This is a genomic window from Pandoraea cepalis, assembly GCF_902459625.1.
Classification (GTDB): domain Bacteria; phylum Pseudomonadota; class Gammaproteobacteria; order Burkholderiales; family Burkholderiaceae; genus Pandoraea; species Pandoraea cepalis.
The window spans coordinates 128231-152859 of record NZ_CABPRY010000005.1 but is presented as its reverse complement, the minus strand read 5'-3'; the positions used below and the strand labels follow the sequence as shown (position 1 = coordinate 152859).

General features: G+C 64.9%; 21 protein-coding genes. 9 read left to right on the top strand and 12 right to left on the bottom strand.

Annotated elements, in window-relative coordinates; genetic code table 11:
- Positions 1 to 53: 53 nt before the first annotated feature.
- From PCE31107_RS13225 to PCE31107_RS13180, 10 genes are all read right to left on the bottom strand, one after another.
- The gene (locus tag PCE31107_RS13225) at positions 54 to 1271 is read right to left on the bottom strand and encodes an NAD(P)/FAD-dependent oxidoreductase (RefSeq protein ID WP_150608949.1); all 1218 of its coding nucleotides are present in this window, start codon (positions 1269 to 1271) and stop codon (positions 54 to 56) included.
- Positions 1268 to 2707, bottom strand: coding sequence for an FAD/NAD(P)-dependent oxidoreductase (locus tag PCE31107_RS13220; RefSeq protein ID WP_150608947.1), 1440 nt, complete (start codon positions 2705 to 2707; stop codon positions 1268 to 1270). The genes PCE31107_RS13225 and PCE31107_RS13220 overlap by 4 nt, the downstream gene beginning before the upstream one ends.
- Positions 2692 to 3066: a (2Fe-2S)-binding protein gene (locus tag PCE31107_RS13215; protein ID WP_150608945.1), complete on the bottom strand. Its 375-nt coding sequence runs from the start codon at positions 3064 to 3066 to the stop codon at positions 2692 to 2694. The genes PCE31107_RS13220 and PCE31107_RS13215 overlap by 16 nt, the downstream gene beginning before the upstream one ends.
- Entirely contained in the window at positions 3063 to 4949 is a 1887-nt protein-coding gene (locus PCE31107_RS13210) for an ABC transporter ATP-binding protein (RefSeq protein ID WP_246181823.1), read from the bottom strand. The genes PCE31107_RS13215 and PCE31107_RS13210 overlap by 4 nt, the downstream gene beginning before the upstream one ends.
- Entirely contained in the window at positions 4946 to 5890 is a 945-nt protein-coding gene (locus tag PCE31107_RS13205; RefSeq protein WP_130025294.1) for an ABC transporter permease, read from the bottom strand. Before PCE31107_RS13205 ends, PCE31107_RS13210 begins: the two co-directional genes overlap by 4 nt.
- Positions 5887 to 6843 (bottom strand): ABC transporter permease, encoded by a 957-nt coding sequence (locus tag PCE31107_RS13200; protein WP_130025295.1) that lies wholly within the window; start codon positions 6841 to 6843, stop codon positions 5887 to 5889. Before PCE31107_RS13200 ends, PCE31107_RS13205 begins: the two co-directional genes overlap by 4 nt.
- Positions 6844 to 6958: 115 nt before the next feature.
- Positions 6959 to 8572, bottom strand: coding sequence for an ABC transporter substrate-binding protein (locus PCE31107_RS13195; RefSeq protein WP_150608943.1), 1614 nt, complete (start codon positions 8570 to 8572; stop codon positions 6959 to 6961).
- A 74-nt stretch (positions 8573 to 8646) separates the two neighbouring features.
- Positions 8647 to 9924: an NAD(P)/FAD-dependent oxidoreductase gene (locus PCE31107_RS13190; RefSeq protein WP_130025297.1), complete on the bottom strand. Its 1278-nt coding sequence runs from the start codon at positions 9922 to 9924 to the stop codon at positions 8647 to 8649.
- 48 nt (positions 9925 to 9972) lie between these two features.
- The gene (locus PCE31107_RS13185; RefSeq protein WP_130025298.1) at positions 9973 to 10641 is read right to left on the bottom strand and encodes a haloacid dehalogenase type II; all 669 of its coding nucleotides are present in this window, start codon (positions 10639 to 10641) and stop codon (positions 9973 to 9975) included.
- Positions 10642 to 10951: 310 nt separating this feature from the next.
- Positions 10952 to 12430, bottom strand: a complete 1479-nt coding sequence (locus tag PCE31107_RS13180; protein ID WP_150608941.1) for an aldehyde dehydrogenase family protein — start codon at positions 12428 to 12430, stop codon at positions 10952 to 10954.
- A gap of 333 nt (positions 12431 to 12763) precedes the next feature.
- Here PCE31107_RS13180 and PCE31107_RS13175 point away from each other — a divergent pair, with 333 nt between their 5' ends.
- The 6 genes from PCE31107_RS13175 (at position 12764) to PCE31107_RS13150 (ending at position 19172) form a co-directional block, all read left to right on the top strand.
- Positions 12764 to 13648 (top strand): GNAT family N-acetyltransferase, encoded by an 885-nt coding sequence (locus tag PCE31107_RS13175; protein WP_130025300.1) that lies wholly within the window; start codon positions 12764 to 12766, stop codon positions 13646 to 13648.
- 13 nt (positions 13649 to 13661) lie between these two features.
- The gene (locus tag PCE31107_RS13170; protein WP_130025301.1) at positions 13662 to 14588 is read left to right on the top strand and encodes a 2-hydroxyacid dehydrogenase; all 927 of its coding nucleotides are present in this window, start codon (positions 13662 to 13664) and stop codon (positions 14586 to 14588) included.
- 164 nt (positions 14589 to 14752) lie between these two features.
- Positions 14753 to 16156: an aminotransferase class III-fold pyridoxal phosphate-dependent enzyme gene (locus PCE31107_RS13165; protein WP_130025302.1), complete on the top strand. Its 1404-nt coding sequence runs from the start codon at positions 14753 to 14755 to the stop codon at positions 16154 to 16156.
- Positions 16157 to 16275: 119 nt separating this feature from the next.
- Positions 16276 to 16770, top strand: coding sequence for an Lrp/AsnC family transcriptional regulator (locus PCE31107_RS13160; RefSeq protein WP_130025303.1), 495 nt, complete (start codon positions 16276 to 16278; stop codon positions 16768 to 16770).
- 87 nt (positions 16771 to 16857) lie between these two features.
- Positions 16858 to 18330: an NAD-dependent succinate-semialdehyde dehydrogenase gene (locus tag PCE31107_RS13155; RefSeq protein WP_150608939.1), complete on the top strand. Its 1473-nt coding sequence runs from the start codon at positions 16858 to 16860 to the stop codon at positions 18328 to 18330.
- Between the two features lie 89 nt (positions 18331 to 18419).
- A complete protein-coding gene (locus tag PCE31107_RS13150; protein WP_150608937.1) occupies positions 18420 to 19172 on the top strand; it encodes a cupin domain-containing protein in 753 nt (250 codons plus the stop codon).
- Positions 19173 to 19193: 21 nt separating this feature from the next.
- Here PCE31107_RS13150 and PCE31107_RS13145 read toward each other — a convergent pair whose 3' ends face one another.
- Positions 19194 to 20093, bottom strand: coding sequence for an AraC family transcriptional regulator (locus PCE31107_RS13145; protein ID WP_017235452.1), 900 nt, complete (start codon positions 20091 to 20093; stop codon positions 19194 to 19196).
- 322 nt (positions 20094 to 20415) lie between these two features.
- On the opposite strand from PCE31107_RS13145, the gene PCE31107_RS13140 reads away from it, so the two are divergent.
- From PCE31107_RS13140 to PCE31107_RS13130, 3 genes are read left to right on the top strand one after another with little or no spacing between them, the layout of a single operon-like run.
- Positions 20416 to 21342: a PhzF family phenazine biosynthesis protein gene (locus tag PCE31107_RS13140; RefSeq protein ID WP_150608935.1), complete on the top strand. Its 927-nt coding sequence runs from the start codon at positions 20416 to 20418 to the stop codon at positions 21340 to 21342.
- A complete protein-coding gene (locus tag PCE31107_RS13135) occupies positions 21339 to 22253 on the top strand; it encodes an ornithine cyclodeaminase family protein (RefSeq protein ID WP_150608933.1) in 915 nt (304 codons plus the stop codon). Before PCE31107_RS13140 ends, PCE31107_RS13135 begins: the two co-directional genes overlap by 4 nt.
- Positions 22254 to 22297: 44 nt before the next feature.
- Positions 22298 to 23623 (top strand): dicarboxylate/amino acid:cation symporter, encoded by a 1326-nt coding sequence (locus PCE31107_RS13130; protein ID WP_150608931.1) that lies wholly within the window; start codon positions 22298 to 22300, stop codon positions 23621 to 23623.
- A gap of 54 nt (positions 23624 to 23677) precedes the next feature.
- On the opposite strand, the gene PCE31107_RS13125 is transcribed toward PCE31107_RS13130, so the two are convergent.
- Entirely contained in the window at positions 23678 to 24442 is a 765-nt protein-coding gene (locus tag PCE31107_RS13125) for a DeoR/GlpR family DNA-binding transcription regulator (RefSeq protein WP_017235456.1), read from the bottom strand.
- Positions 24443 to 24629 lie beyond the last annotated feature (187 nt).

Genomic DNA, 24629 nt, shown 5'->3' with positions numbered 1-24629 from the left:
TTTGCGATACGCCACAGCCCTTGAGGCCGACGAGCATGAAGTTGAGGTCGCGTTCATGACGAGGTTACCGTGGGGGAGGGCGGGCCGCCTTGCGCCATGGTCGGCGCCGATGCCGGCGTACTTGGCCCGGGAGCGTCGAAGCGCTGGATCCGGAACGGTTGCAGATCAATCTCCGATCGGCCGGTGGCAATCAGTTCCGCCAGCGTCTCGCCCACGCCTGGGCCAATCTGAAAGCCGGAACCGCTGAACCCAAACGCGTAATAAAGTCCGTCGGTCGTGCCGCTTTTGCCGATGACGGGCTCGCCGTCGGGCAGATAGCTCTCGACGCCGCTCCAGACGCGAATGATGTGCAGCGGCGCAACGCCCGGCACCAGCCGTCTGAACTGCCGCAACTGACCGAGCGTGTTCTCGGGCAATACGGCAGCGCGCGATGTTGCCGCGTCGGCCGGACCCGGCGGGCCCCCGCCCAAAATGAGATTGCCGCGGGGGATCTGCCGGAAATAGATGCTCTCTTCCTTGATCGATGTGTAGACGCCCATCGACGAGCGAAACACGTAGGGCACCGGCTCGGTGACGGCCATCTGCGGACCGCGCAACGTCAGCGGCGCGGATTCGCCGAACTGCGATGCCAACGCATTCGTCCATGCGCCTGCACAAATGGCGAGGCGTTCGGCCACAAAGGACTCGCCGGAGAAGGTCTCGACGCGAAACCCCGTCGCGGTTCGCTCGACCCGGCGTACGGACGCATTTTCCCGAATGTCGGCCCCTAGTGCGCGCGCCGCGCGCGCGAAAGCGGGGGCGGCCAGTCGCGGGTTGGCGTGCCCGTCGAGCGGCGAGATCGAGGCGGCGAGAACGTCCGGTCCGAGAAACGGGAAGCGGCGGCGCATCGCTGCACCGTGCAGCACCTCGAGGTCGAGCCCGTAGTCGCGCGCCTGCCGGGCATAGTCGTCGAAATACTCGGCATCGTGCGCGTGATAGGCCACGCGCGTATGCCCGGAGGGCAGAAACTCGACGTCGCTGCCGAGCAGTTCGCGAGAAGCTCGCCATATCCGCAACGCGCGATTGGACATGGCCAACTGTGGCAGCGCCCGGCCTTGCCTGCGTACGCCGCCGAAGTTGGTGCCGCTGGCCTGCTGCCCGGTCATGTTGCGCTCAAGAAGCACCACGGATAGCCCGTGGCGGCGCAGGAAGTAGGCGGTACTGCAGCCCATGATGCCGCCACCGATCACGATGACGTCGGCATGTGCCGTGTGCGAAGCATGCGTGCTCATGAAAGCTCCATGCTGCGGGGCGTTGCGCTCGCCGCGTTGTCTTGTGTTGCGACGGTGACGTCTGCGCACGGCGCGGGGTCGAGCGCGACCGCGAGCGGCTTGACCGGTGCCTGACCGCGCAGCCGGCCGACGTCGGCCAGTGGCACTGCCAGCGCGGCAGCCATCACCTCCGCCCCTGCGTGCGCGCAAAAACGGCCCTGGCATCGCCCCATGCCGACACGCGAGAACGCCTTCGCCCGATTGGCCTCCGCGGCGCCGTCCTGCGTGCAAACGCGGCGCAATTCTCCGGCGGTGATGCCCTCGCAGCGGCAGACCACCGTCGTGTCGGGCAATTGCCGCGCATGGTGGGCCGGCCAGGGAAATGCCGCACGCAGCCCGGCCGCAAAGCGAGAGAAGCGAGCCAGTTCGGCACGCAGTCGCGCGGCGTCGTCGTGTTTCGGTTCGACGCCTGCGTCGCGCAACGCGGCCAGCGCGGCAAGCCGCCCTGCGCGCTCGGCGGCATCGGCGCCGCGCACGCGTGCGCCATCTCCCGCAAGGTAGACGCCCGGGACACTGCTGCGCCCGTCTTCGTCGATCTCGGGAAGCCACTGTCCCGCGGCGTCGTCGAAGGCGAATGCGCAACCGGCGAGATCGGCGATCTGCGTTTCGGGGCGCAGGTGAAAGCCCATCGCGACGGCATTGGCCGGCACGTCGAGCGCTGTGCCGTCGGCCAATTTCACATGGACGCCGCGCACGCCCAGCTCGTCATCGCCGTCGATGCGTACCGGCGTGACGCCACGGTGTATCGGTACGCCTGCCCCGCGCAGCGTGCGCAGCAGGGCCGCGCCCTTGAGCAGAACGGCCGGTTTGACCAGCAATTGCGGTAATGCGCGCAGGCGCGCACGTGCGGGAGAGGTATCCAGCACGGCGGCGGGCGTCATGCCGGCCTTCACGTACTGGGCGGCGAGCAGATACAGCAGGGGTCCGGTGCCAAGCATGACCGTTCGCTCGCCGATGGCGCAACCCTGCGACTTGAGGGCGACCTGGGCACCGCCGAGACTGTAGGTGCCGGCATACTGCCAACCCGGTACCGGCATGAGCCGGTCGGTGGCGCCGGTGCATACGATCAGCGCGTCGAAGCGGGCGTGGCTCGCACCGTGCGCATTGGCCAGATGGACGACGCCCTCTCGGATATTCCATACCAGCGTTTCCGGCAGATAGTCGATGTGGGGACGCAGCGCGTCGAAGCGACTGTGCAGGCGCTGAGCCCGTGCGGCTTCCGTACCATAAAGGGCAGCGTAGGTGCGGCGAAAGCCGTCCGGCTGACGGCGATAGATCTGGCCGCCGTCGCGGCGTCCTTCGTCGATCACGAGCGGCCGCACACCCGCTTCGACCAGGGCTTCGGCCGCGCGGACGCCGGCCGGGCCGGCGCCGATGACGATCACGCGAGCGGCCATAGTGCCTCCTCGCCGCCGGTCGTCGCGCGCATCGGCGCGGTGTCGTCGTCACCGCGCACGAGCCGTGTGACGATGTCCATGCCGGCCCTCACGGGCGTGGTGCAGGCGCGTAACCGTTGCCCGGTGCGGGTCCAGACCCAGCAGTCCTGGCACGCGCCCATGACGCAGAAGCCGGCGCGGCGCTCGGGACCGAATTCGGCATCGCGAAGGCCGCCCTGCGTCGTCAGAATGGCGACCATGACGGTATCGCCTTCGTAGGCTTGCACGGGGCGGGCATCGACGTGCAAGGACACCGTCGCGCGCCCGGTTTCGGCAACGCGTACGAAGCGTGCTTGCGAGGGATCTCGCGAGGGGCTCATGCGCTCAGCTCCGGTTCGCGTGGCATGCGATGAGCAACCTGCAGCGCATCGAGGTCGCCGCCCGCATGGTGGCAAAGAATGGCGGCACCGTTGTCGAGCACTTTGAGCGACGGGGGCGTCACGTTGCACTTGCCGTCGATACGCACCGGGCAGCGATCGCGAAACGCGCACAATTCCGCCACGTCGGCGCTGGCTGCCAAGGGCGGGAGGGGCTTCGTGACGCACGCGCGACGCTCGTCGAGCCAGCCCTGACGCAAGTCCGGCACCGACTCGACGAGCATCCGGGTGTACGGATGCCAGGGAGGCGAGCTCAGCACTTCGCGCGCCCCCGATTCCACTCGCTGGCCGGCATACAGCACCATCACTTCGTCGCAGATCGCCCGCACCGTCGAAATATCGTGGCTGATGAAGAGATACGACAGGCCCAGTTCCCGGCGCAGTTCCGCGAGCAGATCGATGATCGCGGCGCCCACGACGGTGTCGAGCGCCGAGGTGACTTCGTCGCAAAGGATCAGCGACGGCTCGGCCGCCAGCGCGCGCGCCAGATTCACGCGCTGCTTCTGCCCGCCGGACAAGCCGCCCGGTGTGCGATCGAGCAGCGTGGCCGGTAGCCGAACCCGGTCGAGCAACGCCAACGTTCGCTGCTTCGCGGCGTTGCCGCGCAGGCCGTGGTACAGCTTGAGCGGACGCGCCAGAATGTCGGCAATGGTGTGACTCGGATTCAGCGCGGTGTCGGCGTTCTGGAAGACGATCTGGATGCGGCGATAGTGCTCGGCGTTGCGCTCGCTCAGCGAATCGGGCAGCGGCTGGCCGTCGAACCACACTTCGCCGCGCGCGCGGGATACCAGGCCCGCGACCACGCGGGCCAACGTCGTTTTTCCGGAACCCGATTCGCCGATCACGCCCAGCGCGCTGCCTTTGGCGATGCGAAGACTGACATCGTCGAGCACGCGCGTCGCCGGCAGGCCATGCCGGTCGCGACTGCCGTATCCCGCGTGCAGCCCGCGAATTTCGAGCAGCGGCGGGGCGGGCGTTTCGCTGCGTGCCGCGCTTGCGACCGACAGATCGTCGTGCCGGCGTGCGGCGAGCAACTCGCGGGTGTAGGCATCGTCGGGGCTGCGCAGTATTTTCGCGGTCGTACCGATCTCGCGGACCGTGCCGCCGTTGAGCACGACAATCTGATCGGCCATCTGCGCCACGACGGCGAGATCGTGCGAGACATACACCGCCGTGGTGCCCAACTCGCGAATCACCTTCTTGAACGCGGCGAGGACTTCGATCTGCGTCGTGACGTCGAGCGCGGTGGTCGGCTCATCGAACACCACCACGGCCGGATCGGTGATCAGCGCCATGGCGGCCATCAATCGCTGCAACTGCCCACCCGAGACCTGGTGCGGATACCGCTCGCCAATGGTTTGCGGTGACGGCAACGCCAGCGCCCTGAACAGCTCGACGGCCTTCACGCGCGCTTGCGCCGCCGTGGCGGTTTTATGAAGCAGGGCGGGTTCGATCACCTGATCCATGATCGTGCGTGCCGGGTTGAAGCCCGCCGAGGCGCTTTGCGCCACGTAGGCGACCGTGCGAGCGCGAAGCGCGCGCCGGCCCCGGTCGTCGAGCGAGAGCACGTCGACGTCGCCGATCCGGATCTGCCCCCCCGCGATGTCGCAGCCGTTGCGGGCATACCCCAGCAAGGACAGCGCGATGGTCGTTTTGCCGGAACCGGATTCACCGATAAGCGCGAGGACTTCGCCTCGCCGTACCGAAAAATCGACGCCGCGTACGATCTCCGTGGTGACCCCTCGGCTGCGGGCCACGACGCGCAGAGCGCGAACGTCGATCATCACGGGTGGGCACGAGGTGCCTGCTGAGGGCTGCATCGTCATTTCGGTGCTCCGGTGCCGAACGCACCGCGCCGGCGAAGATTGTCGATCAGCAGGTTCACCCCGATGGTCAGCGAGGCGATCGCCAGGGCCGGCATGAGCACGGCGGGCGAGCCTTCGGCCAGACCGCCGATGTTTTCGCGGACCAGCGAGCCCCAATCGGCGTTTGGCGGTTGCACGCCGAGGCCGAGAAACGACAGGCCGGAGAGCAGCAGCACGATGAACACGAAGCGCAGCCCGAAGTCGGCCAGCATCGGATGAATCATGTTCGGCAGTACTTCCACGCGGGCGATGTAGAGCAGCTTTTCGCCGCGAGCGCGGGCGACCTGCACGTATTCGAGCGTCATGAGATTTACCGCCAGCGAACGCGAGATGCGAAATGCGCCCGGAATATAGGCAAATGCGGTGACCAGAATCAGGAGCGTGTTGCCGGAGCCGAACGCCGCGATGACGACGAGCGCCAGCACTTTGCTCGGGATGGACACCAGCGCATCGAACACGCGCGAGAGCACCTCGTCCACCCAGCGCGGCGCGACCGCCGCACACAGGCCGAAGCAGGTGCCCGCCGTGCTGGCGAGTACGGCGGCCGCCAAGGCGATGCCGACGGTAAAGCGCGTGCCGATGAGGATCCGGCTGAGTATGTCGCGCCCGAGGTAGTCGGTGCCGAGCGGATACGCGGCGCTGTAGCTCGCGAAGACATCGGCCGACGTGAAGGCGCCGCCCGGATGCGGCGCGATCAGCGGGCCGATGCAGGCGATCACCAGCCAGAACAGCACCAGCGCTGCACCGGTCATGCCAAGCCAGGAGACGCGTTCGCGCAGACCGGCGAAGCGGCTCGATCGAGGGGCTGCAGGCGAGGTGACGGTGTCGGGCGCCGCAGGGGCGGGCAGGGCGGGCGGCAGGGCTTCCGCGGGGCTGACAGGAGGGCGAGATATCGGATTCATCGTTGACGCAGCCTCGGATTGGAGACGACCGCACACAGATCGGCGATCAACACGAGCAAGAGATAGGCCGCGCAGAACACCATGACGCAGCCTTGTACGAGCGGCAGATCGCGGTTGGTGACGGCGTCGACCAGCAAACTGGCGAGACCCGGGTAATTGAAGATCGTCTCGACGATCACCACGCCGCCGAACAGATACGACAGGCTCAGGGCGACCACGTTGGCGATTGGGCCGATGGCATTCGGAAGCACGTGCCGCCAGACGACGCGCATGGGCGACGCCCCCTTGAGGATGGCCATCTCCACGTATGACGAACTCAATTGATCGATCACCGCGGCGCGTGTCATTCGCGCCATCTGCGCGACGATCACGCAGCACAGGGTCATGACCGGCATGGCGTAGATCCGTACCAGATCGTCGAACGAATTGACGGACGACAAATACGACAGTGCCGGCAGCCAGCGCAGCTTGACGGCGAAGATCAGCACGGCGATGGTGGCGACCAGAAATTCCGGCACGGCCACCGCCGAGAGCGTCAGGATATTGAGTACGCGATCGAGCAGCGAGCCGCGCCACATGGCGGCGGCGATGCCGATGGCCAGCGCCAGCGGCACCGAGACGAGCGTGGTCAGCCCCGCGAGTACGAGCGAGTTGGGCAGACGGCTGGCGATGAGTTGCGCGACCGGCAGATTGTTCGACATCGATTCGCCGAAGTTGCCCGCGCTCATGTGAACGAGCCACTGGAAGTAACGGGTCACCGCTGGCTGGTCCAGGCCGAGCTGGTGACGCAGCGCGGTGACGGCTTCGGGGGTCGCGGCCTGACCGAGCGCCATCTGGGCGGCATCGCCCGGCAGCAGGGCCGTGATCGTGAATACGATTGCGGACACCAGCACCAGTGTCAGCAAGGCCAGGCCGAAGCGTGCCGCGATAAGTCGTTGCACTTGGGATTTCATCGGAAACCTCTCCCGTTATACGACGCCGTTCGTGGGGAAACGACGGTGTCAGACCGATGCGCGCCGTGCCTGGCGGCGCGCATCGCCCTCTTACTGCTGCAGTGCTCGGTCAATCTCAGGCGTCGAGCCAGACATGTTCCGCGAAGGCGAAGCCCATGAGACCGGCCAGCGGGATCGACCCCAACCCTTTGAGCTTGGTGGTGTGGGCGTCGAGTGACGAGAGGAACATGGGAATGCCGATGCCGCCGTCCTGGTGAATCAGCGTCTGAATGTCGCCATAGAGCGCCTTGCGTTTCGCATCGTCGGGTTCACCACGCGCGGCCAGGAGCAACTGATCGAACTTGGGGTTCTTCCAGTTCGCTTCGTTCCACGGGGCATCCGAGCGGAAGAACTGTGTGAGCAGTACGTCGGCGCTCGGGCGAGCATTCACCGAACCGAAAGTGAGCGGGTGCTTCATCCAGTGGTTCGACCAATAGCCGTCGGCCGGTACGCGGGTGATCTGCAGATTCAGGCCGGCCTTCGGGGCGATTTGCTGAAGCATCATCGCCATTTCAACCGACCCTTCGGCGGCGGGCGTGGCGTAGACCTGAAGCGGCGCCGTGGGCAGGTTGGCCTTTTTGAAGTACCAGGCCGCCTTCTCGGGGTCGTAGGTACGTTGCGGCAGTCCGGCCATGTAGTACTTGTTGCTCGGGTCGATGGGCTGGTCGTTGCCGATCGCACCAAAGCCGCGGAATACGGTCTTCCGGATCTGTTCGCGGTCGAACAGATGCATCATGCCCCGGCGAAAATCCGTGTTGCCGGTGATGCCGCCCTCGTCGCGCATGATCAGGTCGGTGTATTGCCCCGTCTTGGTTTCGAGCACCGTGTATCCCGGCGTGGTCTTGATACGCTCGGTCGAGCGCGCACTCACGGCGTTGATCAGTTGAACGTCGCCGGAGAGCAGGGCATTGACGCGGGCGGATTCGTCGCCAATGCCGATCAGCTCGATTTCGTCGAGATAAGGCTGTCCAGACTTCCAGTACTTCTCGTTGCGCACCCCGACCGTGCGCACCCCCGGCGAGAATTCCTTCACCTTGAACGGCCCCGTACCCACGGCCGTCGTGAAATCCTTGGTGCCGTCCTTGATGATGAGGAAGTGCGAGGTGGCGAGAATCACGGGCAGGTCGGCGTTCGGGCCTTCGAGCGTGATGGTCACCTCGTTGGGTCCGGTCGCCTTCGCTTCCTTGATCTGGTCGGCCAGCGTTTTCGCCTTGGACGCGGTCGCGGGGTCCTTGTGTCGCAGGATCGAATACGTGACGTCGGCCGGCGTCAGGGGCTTGCCGTCGTGGAATTGCACGCCGCTGCGCAGTTTGATCACCCAGACCTTGGCGTCCTTGGTATCGATCGACTGAGCGAGCGCAAGCTTGGCGCCAAGCTTCGAATCCAGTTCGGTCAGCCCGTTGTAGATCATGTTGCCACGGACGTAGTCGGTGGCGAGGGCGCCCTTGGCCGGATCGAGCGTATCGGCGGCCGACGCCGATTGCGTGGCGACGCGAATCTTGCCGCCGCGCTTCGGCGTCTGGGCAAAGGCCTGACCGCTCACGCTCAGCAGGCCCGTGCCGGTCAGGGTCAGCAGCCCGCTGGCGGCCATCGCGCGCAGCAGATCCCGGCGCTGGGCGCCGCGCTGACTCAGGCTCTCATCCGCTGCTGCGCTCAGGTCGACACCGTTGACCGATTTATCTGAATTCATTGCACATCTCCACTTGTGGGGTTGCCGAGGGATCAGGACTGCCAGCCTTCATCGGCGATTGCGCGCCGGGTAAATCAATAGAAAATATCTTTGATGCGGAAATACGCGCCGACGAGCGGCAGGAACCACGGTTTGCCGGTATGTCCCGGGATCGCGGGCCAGTCGAAATCACGCCAGGGGTTGGCCTCGACGCGGCCGTTCATCACATCGGCCATGATTTGCCCCATGTGGGTGGCCATCTGCGTGCCATGACCGCTGTAGCCCATGGAGTAATAGATGCCGTCGTGCTGTCCGGCGCGAGGCAGCCTGTCGGCGGTAATGTCGACCAGTCCACCCCAGCAGTAGTCGATGCGTGCCTGGGCGAGCGGCGGGAACAGCGTGGCGAGGTTGGCTCGCAATATGCGTCCGCTGCGCTCGTCCGAAGGTTGCTCCGACGCGGTGAAGCGGGCTCGCCCGCCGAGTACGAGCCGGTGATCCGGGGTGGTGCGGAAGTAGTTGTGCATCAGGCGGCTGGTGACGTAGGCGCGGCGGTTCGGCAGGAGCTGGTCGAGCGTTGCGGCGCCAAGCGGCTCGGTCACGATGATGAACGAACCGACCGGCGCCATGCGCCGGCGATACCAACCGAATGGGCCATGACGGGACGGGCCGGTGGCGACGAGGACTTGCGTGGCGACGACTTCGCCGCGATCCGATTTGACCCGATACGTCCCGTCGCCCTGACGCGCAATCTGTGTCACCGGCGCATGCTCGTAGAGGCGAGCGCCGTGACGGACGGCGGCCGACGCCAGACCTGCCGCAAACTTGCCCATGTGCATCTGTCCGCCGTGGCGTTGCAGCAGGCCGCCGTGGAAGGCGTCCGAGGCGATTTCGGCGCCAATGCCGGCGCGGTCGATCAGTTGAACGTCGGGATCGACATCGCGCGCGATCAACTCGGCGGTCGCCGCCAGATGCGCCATATGGTGAGGCTTGGCGGCCAGCTTCAGTTTGCCGCGACGGCTGTAGTCGCAGTCGATGCTTTCCTCCCGGATCACACGTTCCACGGTATCGACGGCCGCCGCATAGGCGCGATAGCAGGCCCGCGCACGCTCGGCACCAAGTTGCGCCGTGAGCGCGACGTAGTCCTGCGCCACGCCGGTGTTGCAGTGGCCGCCGTTGCGACCTGATGCCCCCGCGCCGACCGCGCCCGCATCGAGCACGGTGACCGTTGCACCGCGCTGGCTCAGCGCCAGCGCAGCGGACAGTCCCGTGAAGCCCGCGCCGATCACCACCACGTCGGCGCGACCCTCCACCGGGCCCTCCTGGGTGCTGGTAAAGCGTGCAACGGTGTCGAGCCAGTACGATTCGAGTTTCATGTCGGGGCGAGGGTCCAAGGCCGCAGGGAAGGGCAACGCAAGCGTCGGTTACAACCCGAGCTGCACGGCAAGATCGATGATGTCCTTGACCGGCGTGTATTCGTAGAACGGCGCTTCGGGTTCGTGGCCGCGCAGCACCATGGCCTTGTGCTTGATACCGAGGTCGTGGGCCGTCATCAGGTCGTAGCGCGGGCTCGACGAGACGTGCAGAATTTCGTGCGGTTGCACGCCGAGCTTCTTGAACATGTACTCGAAGCCCTGCATGCGAGGCTTGTAAGCGCCGACCTCTTCCGCGGTGATCACGGCGTGGAAGGGGGCCCCCAGCTTCTCGATATTGCTCATGATCTGTTCGTTCGCGGCGTTCGTCAGGCCCACCAGCTTGTATTTCTTGGCCAGGCGCGAGAGGCCTTCCGGCACGTCCGGGTGCGGGCCCCAGGTCGGCACGGCCAGATAGATTTGCTCGGCCTCGTCGAGGTTGAACACCACGCCGGTGCGTTCGCAGGTGCGGCGCACCGAATCGACGACGACGTCGCGATACGGCTTCCATGCGCCGAGAACTTCATCGCGACGATAGGCGGCAAACACCTTGACGAAATTCTCGAGCGCCTCGCCCTGCAGACGGTTGCCGTAAATCTCGCGGGCCATGTCGGCCATGCGGAATTTGACCAGCGTGCCGTAGCAATCGAAGGTAATGAATTTCGGCTCGAAGTCGATCATGATCTTTATCCTCTGTGTAGGGCGAATCCCGAGGGATTCTTGGGCAAAAGGGCTTGAGTTAAAGCGGTCCGGCGTGGGTCGAGACTGGCGAAGCGGGCTTGCGGCCTGATGCGCGATCTGCGACATCCCTGTGAAAAATTAAATCAGGTCAAAATCTCGGCTTGGCGTTGAAATATCCAAGGCAAAAATAGAATTCGATGCGTTTTGGGGGGCATGAACAGCACGAAATGCTTTGTGCTTTTCCGATGCCGTGTTAACCCGCATCAACGCTGGGCAACAAGGCGCTGCGGCAAACGCGAACGCCAGACGCTCATCCGTTCAAGTCGATGAGGACGGCTTTGCTTCGCAGATTGGCTTCGAACGCCTGACGGCCGAGATCCTTGCCCAGGCCGGAGCGCTTGAAGCCGCCCGTGGGGAGCACGAAGTCCGACGACCGGCCGTAACGGTTGACCCAGATGTTGCCCGCGTCGATGCCGCGCACCATGCGCAAGGCGCACCCCAGGTTGGCCGTGTGAACGCCCGCCGCCAGTCCGTAGTCGTCGTGCTGCGCCAGTTGCAATGCTTCTTCTTCTGATGTGAACGTCTGCACCGTGAGCACGGGGCCGAACACTTCCTCGCGGACGATCTCGGCGTGCGGCGCGACGCCGGTCAGGACGGTGGGGGCATACCAAGCGCCATCCTGATCGGCGGCCGCGCGCTCGGCGCCGCAGTACACGTTGGCGCCCGCGTCGCGTGCCCGCGCGACAAGCGCGTCGATTCGCTGCGCCTGGCCTTCGCTGACGATGGGGGAGAGCGTTGTGCCCGCCGACCACGTGGCGCCCGGATGCAGTGACGCGAAGATGGCGCGCAGCTTTTCGAGCAGTGCGTCGGCGATGCCCGCTTCGACCACAAGCCTCGAGCCCGCATTGCACACTTGGCCCGCATTGCCGGTGATGCCCATGGCAACGCGTCGTGCGACCGCGTCCAGATCGGGCACATCGGCAAAGACCACTTGCGGACTCTTGCCGCCCAGTTCGAGCGTCACGGGCTTGGTCCCCGATTGCGCACAGGCCGCCATGATGGCGGCCCCGGTCCGCGTGGATCCGGTAAAAGTGACTTTCCCGACGCGTGGGTGGCGCACGAGTGCGTCGCCGGCCGTCCTGCCGTCTCCCTGCACGACGTTGAGAATATTGGCCGGGACGCCCGCCTGTATGGCAAGTTCGGCGAGACGCAGTACCGAGAACGGTGTCATCTCCGACGGCTTGAGCACGACCGCATTGCCTGCCGCCAGTGCTGGGGCGATCTTCCAGGCGGCCATGACAAGCGGGAAGTTCCACGGCGCAATGGCCGCCACGACGCCGATCGGCTCGGTGATCGTCATGCCGAGGTGCGACGGGTCGGTGGCCGCCAGCTCGCCCCCATGTTTGTCGGCGTGCTCCGCGTAAAAGCGTAGGCACTCGGCGGTGTAGGGCACGTCCCAGGCCGCTGCTTCGCGGACCGGGCGCGTAGAGCCGATGGCCTCCAGCGGCGCGAGTGTGCGCACGTCGGACTCGACGAGATCGGCGAGGCGACGCAGCACGCGCGCGCGCTCGCGCGGTGCGCAGGTGGCCCAACCGCTGTGGCGAAAGGCGTGCCACGCGCTGTCTGCCGCGCGGGCTACCGTGTCGGGTGAGGCTAGCGAGAGGTCGGCGTAGGGGCGACCGCTCGACGGGCAGATGACGTCCAGTGTGGTGCCGCCGGCTTCTACTAACTTGCCGTCGATGAAATGACCGGTGGGAATACCCACCTGCGCGGGATCGAAACTGTCCATGATGATTCTCCGGAGCCGTTACGGCGCACGCGCCGGGGCGGGCAATCGACAAAGGGGAGGGGCACGGGTAATCGTGGCCGCCTGAGCATGGCGACGCTCTTCATGGTAGGGGCAGCGGGCCGGCAGATTGCATCGAAACAATGACGTGGACCGCACGCGGCATGGTTTTTTGCGCGCGATGGCGGCATGAATGCGCCGTTTGTCCCGCGGCCTTCGATCGTGCGGGCGAACAACAGAATCGTCCTATGCAGCGTCTGTTCAGGTCGCCATAGTGCAGTCGTGGTGGGCGTGGCCCACTGTTTCGCATCCGGCAATGCCCCAAGGAGGCTCGGCGTGTCCGAATTCCATGCATCTTCCCAACTCGTCTACCGGCCATTTACCGACACGGATGTGGCGGCTGGCTATCGTCTGTCCAGCGCCGTGCGCTGGCCGCACAAACCCGATGACTGGCGATTTCTGGCGCGCCAGGGACAAGGCTTCGTCGCCCTGGATGGCGACGATGTCGTGGGTACCGCACTGTATTGGCAGCACGGTGAGGCCGGCGGCTCGCTCGGTATGGTGATCGTTTCGCCGGAACAGCAAGGGCGCGGCATCGGGCGCGCGTTGATGGAGCGCATGCTTGATCAACTGGGAACCCGCCTGACGCTGTTGCATGCCACCCCGGCCGGACAACCGCTATATGAAAAGCTCGGGTTCAAAGCGGTGGGCAGCATCGACCAGCACCAGGGAACGGCGCGTCGCCCGCCGCTCATGGAGCTGCCGCCGGGCGAACGTTTGCGGCCGTTGAGTACCAACGATCCCGACCGGCTCGTCACCCTCGCCAGCCGCGCGAGCGGATTCGACAGGGGGCGCATTCTGCCCGCGCTTCTCGATGTCGCCGACGGCATTGCCATCGAACGCGACGGCGAGCTGCTCGGCTTCTCGTTGTTCAGGCGATTCGGCCGCGGCTTTGCGATCGGCCCGGTGGTCGTCGTCAGCGGCTCGGACGCCGAGTCACTCACCCGTGCGCGTGCCGAGGCCATGATCGCCCACTGGCTGACGCTGCATGAAGGCCGTTTTGTGCGCATCGACACGCCCTCCGACAGCGGGCTGACCGAGTGGCTCGAGGTGCTTGGACTCGAGCGCGTCGACACGGTCGTGAAGATGGCCCGTAACGGCACGCCGGTCGTCGACGACGAGGTTCGGCAATTCGCCATCATCAATCAAGCCATCGGCTGACGCGGGAGCGCAGATGTCGTTTCTTTACAAGGCCGATCCGGCACGCGGCGCGGTGTGGGCGCAGTTGTTCGCCCAGCGGGCGCCGGAGACGGCGTTCCGACTGTGGCCCGATGTTGGCGACGCGCGCGAGGTGCGTTACCTCGCTGCCTGGAAGCCGCCGGAAGATATCGACACGCTGCTGCCGAACCTGGAAGTCGTATTCTCGACGGGGGCGGGCATCGACCAGTTCGACCTGTCGCGGGTGCCGGATCATATTCCGGTCGTTCGCATGGTCGAGCCCGGCATCGTCGAAGGCATGGTCGAGTACGTGACGCAGGCGGTCCTTTCGATTCACCGCGACATCTTTGCCTATGCGCGGCAGCAAGCCACGCGTGAGTGGACGGAACTGAGCGTGGTGCCGGCAAGCGAGCGCCGTGTGGGGGTGTTGGGTCTCGGCATGCTCGGGCAGGCAGTGCTGTCGCGCCTGCATGCTTTCGGGTTCGACTGCGCGGGGTGGAGCCGAACGCCGCGGCAGGTGGATGGGGTCGGTTGCTACGCGGGATACGAGTCGCTCGGTGCCTTCCTTGCCCGCACCGACATCCTTGTCTGCCTGCTGCCACTGACGTCGGCGACCCGTGGCATTCTCGACAAGCGCTTGCTGAGCGGATTGCCGCGCGGTGCTTGGCTGATCAATGTCGGACGTGGTCCTCATCTCAATCAATACGCGCTCATGGAGTTGCTTGACAGCGGGCATCTGTCGGGCGCGATTCTCGATGTCACCGACCCCGAACCGCTGCCGCCGTCGCATCCGCTGTGGGCGCATCCGAAGGTGCGCATCACCCCGCATATCGCCAGCGCCACGCGACCGGAGACTGCGGTGGAAGTGGTACTGGAAAACCTGCGCAGGCATCGCGCCGGCTTACCGATGATCGGGCAGATCGATCGCACACACGGGTACTGAGCGCGCCGGGGTGCCCACACCGGCAGCACAAAATGCTGCGCGCGCCGCAATTTCGCGGCGCGCGTTTTTTTTACGGCTTAATTTGGCGACGCATCTGCGCTGCCGGCTCTTTAGTATGGACACAGGTTCATCCCCCCGTCCCATCCGACACGCCGAGAGATCCCATGTCCAAGCAATCACTCCTCGATGCCGACCGCCGGCATCTCATCCATCCCGTCGTCAGCTTTCGCGCCCACGAGCAGCAAGGGGCGACGCTGCTCGAATCCGGGCACGGTGTTTATCTGCGCGACATCGACGGCAACGAGTTGCTCGATGCCTTTGCCGGGTTGTGGTGCGTCAACGTCGGGTATGGACAGCAGAGTGTGGTCGACGCTGCCTCGGCCCAGATGGCGAAACTGGCGTATGCCACGGGCTACTTTCACTTCGGCAGCGCACCGGCCGCGCAACTCGCCGAGAAGCTGGTGTCGATCGCGCCGCGCTCGCTGCAGCATGTGTATTTTTCACTCGGTGGTTCAGATGCCGTGGACGCAGCGCTGCGCTTCATCACGCACTATTGCAATGTGACGGGCCGCCCGGAGAAGAAGCATTTCATCTCGCTTGAACGCGGCTACCACGGTTCGTCGTCGATCGGCGCGGGTCTGACGGCGATCGCGTCGTTTCATCGCGGCTTCGACGTGCCGTTGCCAACGCAACACTACCTTCCGTCGCCCTATGCGTATCGCGACCCGCTCGGGCGCGACGGGCAGGCCCTCATCGCGGCAAGTGTGGCCGCGCTCGAAGCCAAGGTGGCCGAACTGGGCGGCAGCGACCACGTTGCTGCATTCTTCTGTGAGCCGATACAGGGTTCCGGTGGTGTGATCGTGCCCCCCGTGGGCTGGCTCAAGGCGATGCGCGATGCCTGCCGCCGCCTGGATATCCTGTTCGTCGCCGACGAAGTCATCACCGGCTTCGGTCGTACCGGGCCGATGTTTGCATGCGAGGCGGAGCACGTCGAGCCCGACATGATGACGATCGCGAAGGGGTTGACCGCGGGCTACGCGCCGATGGGCGCAGTCCTCATGAGCGACGCCATCTATCAGGCAATCGCCGACGGCGAGCAGGGGCAGGTGGTGGGGCACGGCCAGACCTATTCCGCGCATCCCGTGAGTGCCGCCGTGGCGCTCGAGGTGATTCGCCTGTACGAAGACGGTCTGATCGCCAATGGCCAGGCCGTGGCCCACGCATTCGGAGCCGGGCTGGATTCCCTGCTCGATCATCCGCTGGTCGGCGATTCGCGGCATCGCGGATTGCTGGGTGCCCTTGAACTCGTTGCGGACAAGACAAGCAAGGCGCGTTTCGATCCGTCGCTGCGACTGGCCGACAAGATTTCGGCCGCGGCGTATCGGAACGGCGTGATCTTCCGAGCGTTCGCCGACAACATTCTGGGATTTGCGCCGGCGCTTTGTTTCACCGAACAGGATGTAGCACTCATGGTCGAGCGGGTGAGAGCGACGCTCGACGAAGTGCTGGCGGACGATGCGGTCAGTGCCGCTCGGCGCGCCGCGCTAGGTGCCCGGAAAGCCGCGTAAACAGGAGATTGACGTGATAGGCGATACGGTTAGGGTCAAGCCTGTGCGGCCAATCCGCTGTGTTAAGATCGTTCACGATTCACGATTGACCGCGCCCTTGTTGGCGCTTCGAAATTACGATGGGCACGGACAGCAAACTCGACCGCATCGATCTGCGCATTCTTTGCCAACTGCAAAAGCGCGGGCGTATCACGAACGTGGAACTCGCCGACGCCGTGGGCTTGTCGCCCAGCCCCTGCCTGATTCGCGTCAAGCGCCTGGAGAAGGCGGGTTATATCGTCGGCTACGGCGCACGGATTCAACTCGAAAAGCTCGGCGACATTCAGATCGTGTTTACCGAGGTCACGCTCGCCGACCATCGACGAGAGGATTTCATCCGCTTTGTCGATGCCATCCGAGACGTCGACGAGATCGTCGAATGCCATCTCGCCAGTGGTGGCTACGACTACCTGCTCAAGTTCGTCACACGCAGCGTGAGTCACTATCAAAGCATCATCGAGGGGCTGCTCGAACGCGATATCGGCATCGAGAAGTATTTCAGCTTCGTGATCATCAAGTCACCCTTCGTCAAGACGCACTACCCGCTCGAAACCCTATTCCCGCCGCAAGGCTGACATCGTCGTCGGCTTGCGCAATCGTCTGCCCCCCGATGGCGGGGCGGTTGACGTGCGACCCTATCCCGCAAGTCGGAGAACCCCATCATGACGCTTGACCTCACGCGTAGCGATTTGCTGCGCACACAACAATGGATCGCTGGACATTGGCGGGGCGCCGCCACGGCGCAGCGCTTCACGGTCGTCGACCCGGCGACGGGCGATACCGTTGCGATGGTGTCGGATGCGCAACCGGCCGATGCGCGAGATGCGGTCGACGCCGCCGAACGCGCGCTGCCGGCGTGGCGAGCGACGTTACCCGCCGAGCGCGCCGCATTCCTGCGGCGCTGGCATGCGGCGATCGTGGCGCATCGCGACGATCTTGCTCGCCTCATTTCGCGGGAGCAGGGCAAGCCGCTGGCCGAGGCACTTGGGGAGGTCAACTACGGCGCGTCGTATGTCGCGTGGTTTGCCGACGAAGCGACGCGAGTGTACGGCGATCTACTCCCGACCCAGACGCGCGGCAAGCGCATGAGCGCCGTGAAAGAACCGATCGGGATTGTCGCGGCCGTCACACCGTGGAATTTTCCGCTCGCGATGATTGCGAGAAAGATCGCCCCGGCGCTCGCCGTCGGTTGCACCGTGGTTGCCAAACCCGCCGAGGACACACCGCTTACTGCGCTGGCACTGGCCTATCTCGCGCACGAGGCGGGTCTGCCGGCCGGCGTACTCAATATGATTGTCGCGTCGCGAGAGCAGGGGGTCGATGCCGTGGCGCAGTGGCTCGCCGATCCGCGTGTGCGCAAGGTGACGTTCACGGGATCGACACCGGTCGGCAAGCATTTGGCGCGTGAGTCGGCGGCCACGCTCAAGAAGCTGTCGCTGGAGCTGGGAGGCAATGCGCCGTTCATTGTTTTCGACGATGCGGATCTGCCGGCGGCCGTCGCCGGGCTGATGGCGGCCAAGTTCCGCAATGGCGGTCAGACGTGCGTGAGCCCGAATCGGATCTATGTCCAGGCGGGCATCTATGACCGCTTTGCCGGGTTGCTGACCGAGGCCGTGGCCTCGCTCAGGGTGGCGCCCGCGACGGATGCCCTCGCGCAGATCGGCCCGATGATCAATGCGCGAGCGGTCGAGAAGATTGCGCGTCACGTGGACGACGCGCTCGCTCAGGGGGCGCGCGTGATGACCGGCGGGCAACGTCTTGCGGCCCTGGGGCCGAACTACTATGCGCCCACCGTGTTGTGCGACGCCCATGAAGCCATGGCGCTGTCATGCGAGGAAACCTTCGGGCCGGTGGCGGCGCTGTTCCGGTTCGAGACGGAAGGCGAGGGCATTGCGCGCGCCAACGATACGCCTTTCGGCCTCGCGGCTTACTTTTACAGCGAGAATCTGCGGCGCATCGAGCGGGTGGCGAGCGCGCTCGAAGCCGGTATTGTCGGTATCAACGAGGGCGCGCTCGCGAGCGAGGCGGCGCCATTCGGCGGTATCAAGGAATCGGGATACGGTCGGGAAGGATCGAAGTACGGGTTGGACGACTATCTCGCCATCAAGTATCTCTGTCAGGGCAATCTGGGCTGACGGGATTTGCCTGCACGAAGACTTTCGGTGCCGTCCCCGAGTCCCGGGCGGCAACCGCGCTCACCCAATGAACCTCGCTGGAAGACAAAATGCCCGAACTGCAACGCGCCATGGCGCCGTGTGATCGCCCCCGATCGTTTTTGGACCTCAAGGCCTTTGCGTCGGATGAGCGCCAGGGCACTGCCCCGGCGACGTCGGCAAGCGACGACCGCTTTCTGGCAAGCCGCCGTCTGGCGGATCTACTGCCGGGTCCTGTGACGGTCGGCGTCATTGCCCTCGACGCGGCGAACGGGGCGGTGTCGTCTCACCCGGCGGACGAATTCGTCATCGTCTGCGAAGGCGCGATCATGTTCCAGCAGGGGGCGCACGCATTCACGCTCGGGCCGGGGGGCAGCGCGGTGCTCCCACAGGGCTCGGCATTCACGTGGTCGACGCAGGGCTCCACATCGATCGTCTTCATGCGCTGCGAGGGCGGGAATGTTGCCGAGCGCAGTCTCGTGCAGATTGATCCGAGCCCGTCGTTGGCGCCCTCGGGGGCGCCTGCCGCTGAACTGCTTCTGACGCCGGCGCCCGTGTGCCGCAATTTCACGGACTTTCGCTCATCGGATGCGACATTCACGTGCGGCACGTGGGATTCGACGCCTTATCATCGCATCGCGATGCGTTACGCCCACTACGAACTCATGCATCTGCTCGAGGGCAGCGTGACCTTCGTGGACGAAACCGGACGCAGCGGCACGTTCTCGTGCGGCGACATCTTTCTCGTCGAACAGAACGCGCAGTGCAGTTGGGAAAGTCGGGGCAACGTGGCAAAGGTGTACGCGATCTACCGCCCCACCTGACGCCGCCTGCCGCCGGTGACGTCACGACGTTGGCACGCCGCGCGTAATCGCGGCAAGGGGGGCGGCAGACCCGATCGGCGTGGCGTCTCCCTTATAACCCTTAGGCGGCCCATAGCCATACTTTCTGAATAGCCGCGCGAGATACGACGGTGACTCCAGGCCAACGGCCGCAGCGGCCGCGAGCACCGTCATACCAGGCGAGTTCAGAAGCGTTGCTGCGATTTGCACGCGTCGCCGGGATTGATAGTCGACGACGGACTCGCCGGTGGCCTCGCGAAAGACTCGCGTCAGGGAACGCTGCGATAGCCCGAATTCGTAGGCGATACGCTCCAGGGAGATGGGCTGATCAAGCGTTTCATCGAGAAATGCGCAGATGTCGCGCACGATGTCGGCACGTGCATCGGCGCGGTTTGATGGCAACGCGGCGGCCATCAAGCCGGCTTGCACACAGCTCGCGGCCAAGGTGCGGGCGGCAAGCTCCGCGCGGAATTCCGCAAGCTCGCTCGTCGGGTCCTCACTTGAGCGCGCCGTTCCCGTGGCGACGCGTGCTGCGTCGAGCAACAGCAGTGGCGCCGACCATATCGATATGCGCGCACACGATAGCTTGCGTCGCGCCTTGCGTTCGCAAAAGACCACGAAATCGCTGGCGACGTACACCGCCACATGCGCCTGATCGGGGCGATAGCCTCGCGTGTCGTGCAGGCGTTGAGGCGGCACGACGACGAACGATTTCGGCGCAACGCGTACCGGCGCGACATTCGATTCGACGTTGAGTACGAGTTGTCCCGTCCTGGGGAGAAGGAACATGAACTCGTCGTCGTGCCGATGCGGACGCGTGCGGTATTCGCCGACCGAGACATGCCGGACATCGGCGACGCGGTCGCCTTCGAGATGACGAGGGGCAGTCGGATAGGGTTTCACCAGGCGCTTCCTTTGCGTGACGGGACACACTCGCAGCCCGTGCAGACGGCCGTGAACGCAACGCAGTGGATGGCGTGGGGCAGTCGACGCTCAGTATAACGCTTGACGAAGCGCGATGAGAGGCGCGACGGCATCAGGTTGCCGGGTGACGGAAAACGGCAACGGCTGCCGCATCCCTGCGAGGCGACCGTCGAATCTTGGGGGCGAAAATACGGGCGTCGCCCGCCTTTGGCCGGATAGGGCGTGCCGAGTGGCCCGATCGGGCGCGACGTTTTTTTGGGGCTTCGGCATGCTTGCGCTACTTGACTCCCGGAACGCCCCGATGACCTTGGAACACACGATCCCCCCAACCGATTTCCCCTTGCGCCGCCACGATGCGCCGGATTTGCGTTTCGTCAGCGTGTTTTCCGCAGGTGCGGGCGGCGGTAACCCTGCGCCTGTCGTGTTCGACGCAGACGGCTTGTCATCCGATGAGATGATGGCCATCGCATCGCGCTATGGCCACGAAAGCGCCTTCGTCTGCAAAAGCCGCGACCCGCGCCACACCGTTCGGCTCCGCTTTTTCGTGCCGGCGCACGAAATGGAGATGTGCGGCCATGCGACGCTCGGCGCGATGTGGTTGTTGCGCCACGCCGGCCGGTGGACGACCCCCGATGCCACCGTCGAGACGCTAAGCGGCCTCGTTGACGTACGTTACGACGAGACGTCGCGACGTATCGATGTCGGCCAGCCGCGTGGCATTGTCGAGCCCATTGGCGATCGGTCACTCGTGGACGCCGTACGTCGGGTGCTCAGACTCGATCCGGACGATCTTGCGCCCTTTGGCATCGTCAACGCTCGAACGAGTCGCACGAAAACGCTGATTCCGGTCCGATCTGTGCAGGTGCTCAATGCGTTGTCGCCCGCCCTGGAAGACGTGCGCACCTTGTGCGACGCACTGGACTCGACGGGGCTGTATCCGTTCGCGCTCGAGCGAGCACGGCCTCTGACGCTGCATGCGCGCCAGTTTCCACGGTTGTCGGGTTATCCGGAAGACGCGGCCACCGGTATCGCTGCCGCGGCAACGCTGTACGGCGCGATTCACTATGGTTTGCTGAACGAAGGCGAATCGTCGATGCAGGTCTATCAGGGCTTCGCGATGGGGCGTCCGTCGTGTATCCGCGTGGCATTACGTGATGCCGCTCATATCGAGGCGGGGTGCTGGATCAGTGGCGCAGTGGAGTTTGCCATGCTGGAGCCGACGACATGAAGACCTTCAGCAATGCACAAGTGGCCAGTGTTCTCGACGTTGCGTCGGTGGCCGAGGCGATTCGCGCAGCCTATCTCGACATGGCGAGAAATGCCGCAGCGGTGCAGCCGCGTGTGCGAATCGGCCTTGATGACGTCAAGTTCAGTGCGATGAGCGCAATGCTCGGCTCGCAGCGCATCGCGGCGAGCAAGCTCTATACGACGATTGATGGTCGTTTTCGATTTTACGTCGCGCTGCTCTCGCTCGACGACGGCGCGCTGATCGCGCTGCTCGAAGGCGATGCGATCACGGGGTTCCGCACGTCCGCGACGACGCTACTCGCGGCGAACCATCTGGCGCGTCCCGACAGTTACACGCTGGGGATTATCGGAAGTGGCATTCAGGCGAGGGCGCACGCGTTGGCGTTTGCGAGCCGTCCTAACCTGCGCAACGTCCGAATCCATAGTCACGACCTATCCAGCGCCCAGGCGCTCGCCTCCGACATTGAACGTGACCACGGCCTGGCGGCGGAGGTCACCGACGCCAGGTCGGCCGCCTCGTCCGACATCGTCGTGCTTGCGACGCGTGCGTCGGCGCCGGTCATCCGTGGCGCGTGGCTGCGTGAAGGCGCTTTCGTGGCGAGCATCGGTGCGACGCGCCCGGATCAACGCGAAATGGACGATGCATCGTTACAACGCGCATCACGCATCGTTGTCGACTGGACGGGGCAAACGCCGCACGAAACCGGAGACCTATGCCTGCCCGCGCAGACATGGCTCGCATCGTCGGCCCTCATTGATCTCTCAACGGTGATTTCCGCGGACGAGCACCGTAGTGCGGACGCTACCGACATCGTGATCTATAAAGCCGTCGGCATCGCGTTGCAGGATGCCGCTGTTGCCTATCTTGCCTACTCGCGCCTCACCGCGTAATGCACCATTCGCCGGCAATGCCGGCTGAAGTCAAGGAATCCACCATGAAGTCTCCTCTCACCTTACGCATATTGATCGGGATGCTGCTTGGCATCTCCGTTGGCTATGCCTGCCACACCTGGCTGCCGGCCAATGAAGCCGCGCGTGCCGGTGGTTATTTCTCCCTGCTGGCCGAGCTGTTCCTTCGACTCATCAAGATGATCATCGCGCCGCTGGTTTTTTGTACGCTGGTGATCGGCGTGACGAAGATCGGGGATGTGCGTGCCGCGGGGCGCATTGGCCTGCGCACCTTGGCGTGGTTTCTCGCGGCGGGCTTTCTGTCGCTGGCACTGGGTGCCGGTCTGGCGAATTGGCTGAAGCCCGGCGCCGCGCTGGATCTGCCGTTGCCGCCCGCCGACGTGACAACCGGTTTGAACGCCGGCGGATTATCGCTCAATCAATTCGTCGTACATCTCGTGCCAAGCAGCATCGTTGCGGCCATGTCGAGCAACGAGATTCTGCAGATCGTCGTATTTGCCGCATTTTTCAGTGCCGGCCTGTTGGCGTTGGGCGAGAAGGGGGAGAGTATCGTACGCCTGCTCGACCAGACCTCGCACGTGATGCTGCGGGTCACGTCATACGTGATGGCCGCCGCCCCGCTCGCTGTCTTCGGTGCGCTGGCGAATGTCGTTGCGACGCGCGGGCTGTCGGTCCTCGTGACCTACGGTCGCTTCATGGGCGAGTTCTACGGCGGGTTGCTACTGCTTTGGACGCTGATTGTCCTGGCCGGCGGTGTAATGTTCGGTCGCCGTGTCTTTTCGCTTGTGAGGTATATGCGCGTACCGATGCTATTGGGGTTTAGTACCGCGAGCAGCGAATCCGCCTATCCAAAGACGCTCGAACAGCTGGAGCGGTTTGGTGTGCCCACGCGGATCGCGAGCTTCGTGCTGCCGATCGGCTATTCATTCAATCTCGATGGCACGATGATGTACTGCACGTTCGCGACGCTGTTTATCGCACAGGCCTATGGCGTACACCTGTCGTTTGCCGAACAGCTGTCGATGCTGGCGATCCTGATGTTGACGAGCAAAGGCATGGCGGCGGTGCCGCGCGCTTCGCTTGTGGTGATCGCAGCGACGTTGAGCCAGTTCAATATTCCGGAGGCCGGACTGTTACTGGTGATGGGCGTGGATCACTTTCTTGACATGGGGCGCACGGCGACCAACGTGCTGGGCAACGCCGTGGCTTCGGCGGCCGTGGCCAAATGGGAAGGGGTGCTTGCCCCGGCGACACACGACGACTCGACGCCTTCGCTGGGCCTCACGCCGGATGAGCTGCGCGAACCGGCCGGGCTCGGCCTGGCGTTGGAAAGTGAGCCTAATCACGTTTGAACCCGTCGATCATGGGCGCGAATCGGCACGGCGGCCTCTCGAGTCGGCCGTGCGTCAGCCCGCGGACTCGATCGTGATCTCGGGATGCGTGCGGAATTGCGCCAGTCTGTCATCGTCGGCGCGCGCTTCCGTGATGAGCGTCCAGAGTCGTTCCAGCGGCGTCCAGTGTTGCTGACTCGCACGGTCGAGCTTATTGGCGGTGACCAGCACATACACGTCGGCCGATTGGCGGACGATGCACTCCTTGAGCCACGCCTGTTCGGCGGAGGCTTCGCAAAGACCGCGTCCGGCGACGACGCCGTCGGCACCCAGAAATGCCTTGTCGACCGACACGCGAGAGAGCGCCAGTTGTGCCAACGGCCCGAGTACGCTCATGCTCGACGGTCGCACGTCGCCGCCGATCAGCGTCACAGGCACCTTGTTGGCCGCCAGCGCACCGACGACGAGCAAGTTGTTCGTGACGACCTGCACCCCCTCACGCCCGGCAAGAAAACGCGCCATCGCTTCGGTGGTCGTCCCTCCATCGAGAAAGATCGTATCGCCGTCGACGACGTGTGCCACGGCGGCACGTGCGATGACATCTTTCTGTTCGCGGAAGCTCTCGCGACGCAGCTCCAACGATTCCTCGGGTTCGTGCATGCGTATCGGCGCGGCGGCGCCGCCGTAGGTGCGCACGACGCGACGCTCGTCGGCCAGGGCGCGCAGATCGCGGCGCACCGTTGCCTCCGACATGCCGAAATGGGCGCACAAGGCAGCGACATCCGTCATGCCTGACAGGACGGCTTTGAAAATCGCCTCACGGCGGTTCGCAACTTTCATGGGTGGATCGGTGCTGAGCAAAACGAGAGAAATGCGAGCGAAGGACGTGTTCGCCGCGCGGCGCGCATAGTGTAGCGTCCCCGCGTGCGGCAATCGTCCAACGCGCCGCCCCGAACGACGACGATACGCTCACGCTGGTGCCGAAAAAATGATTGATTCGATCATTTTGTCGACAATCCCGACGTGA

Excerpts from the sequence above, each read along its gene's own strand:
- PCE31107_RS13225 (WP_150608949.1), bottom strand. The coding sequence starts at position 1,271 with ATGAGCACGCATGCTTCGCACACGGCACATGCCGACGTCATCGTGATC.
- PCE31107_RS13220 (WP_150608947.1), bottom strand. The coding sequence starts at position 2,707 with ATGGCCGCTCGCGTGATCGTCATCGGCGCCGGCCCGGCCGGCGTCCGC.
- PCE31107_RS13215 (WP_150608945.1), bottom strand. The coding sequence starts at position 3,066 with ATGAGCCCCTCGCGAGATCCCTCGCAAGCACGCTTCGTACGCGTTGCC.
- PCE31107_RS13210 (WP_246181823.1), bottom strand. The coding sequence starts at position 4,949 with ATGACGATGCAGCCCTCAGCAGGCACCTCGTGCCCACCCGTGATGATC.
- PCE31107_RS13205 (WP_130025294.1), bottom strand. The coding sequence starts at position 5,890 with ATGAATCCGATATCTCGCCCTCCTGTCAGCCCCGCGGAAGCCCTGCCG.
- PCE31107_RS13200 (WP_130025295.1), bottom strand. The coding sequence starts at position 6,843 with ATGAAATCCCAAGTGCAACGACTTATCGCGGCACGCTTCGGCCTGGCC.
- PCE31107_RS13195 (WP_150608943.1), bottom strand. The coding sequence starts at position 8,572 with ATGAATTCAGATAAATCGGTCAACGGTGTCGACCTGAGCGCAGCAGCG.
- PCE31107_RS13190 (WP_130025297.1), bottom strand. The coding sequence starts at position 9,924 with ATGAAACTCGAATCGTACTGGCTCGACACCGTTGCACGCTTTACCAGC.
- PCE31107_RS13185 (WP_130025298.1), bottom strand. The coding sequence starts at position 10,641 with ATGATCGACTTCGAGCCGAAATTCATTACCTTCGATTGCTACGGCACG.
- PCE31107_RS13180 (WP_150608941.1), bottom strand. The coding sequence starts at position 12,430 with ATGGACAGTTTCGATCCCGCGCAGGTGGGTATTCCCACCGGTCATTTC.
- PCE31107_RS13170 (WP_130025301.1), top strand. The coding sequence starts at position 13,662 with ATGTCGTTTCTTTACAAGGCCGATCCGGCACGCGGCGCGGTGTGGGCG.
- PCE31107_RS13165 (WP_130025302.1), top strand. The coding sequence starts at position 14,753 with ATGTCCAAGCAATCACTCCTCGATGCCGACCGCCGGCATCTCATCCAT.
- PCE31107_RS13160 (WP_130025303.1), top strand. The coding sequence starts at position 16,276 with ATGGGCACGGACAGCAAACTCGACCGCATCGATCTGCGCATTCTTTGC.
- PCE31107_RS13155 (WP_150608939.1), top strand. The coding sequence starts at position 16,858 with ATGACGCTTGACCTCACGCGTAGCGATTTGCTGCGCACACAACAATGG.
- PCE31107_RS13150 (WP_150608937.1), top strand. The coding sequence starts at position 18,420 with ATGCCCGAACTGCAACGCGCCATGGCGCCGTGTGATCGCCCCCGATCG.
- PCE31107_RS13140 (WP_150608935.1), top strand. The coding sequence starts at position 20,416 with ATGACCTTGGAACACACGATCCCCCCAACCGATTTCCCCTTGCGCCGC.
- PCE31107_RS13135 (WP_150608933.1), top strand. The coding sequence starts at position 21,339 with ATGAAGACCTTCAGCAATGCACAAGTGGCCAGTGTTCTCGACGTTGCG.
- PCE31107_RS13130 (WP_150608931.1), top strand. The coding sequence starts at position 22,298 with ATGAAGTCTCCTCTCACCTTACGCATATTGATCGGGATGCTGCTTGGC.
- PCE31107_RS13125 (WP_017235456.1), bottom strand. The coding sequence starts at position 24,442 with ATGAAAGTTGCGAACCGCCGTGAGGCGATTTTCAAAGCCGTCCTGTCA.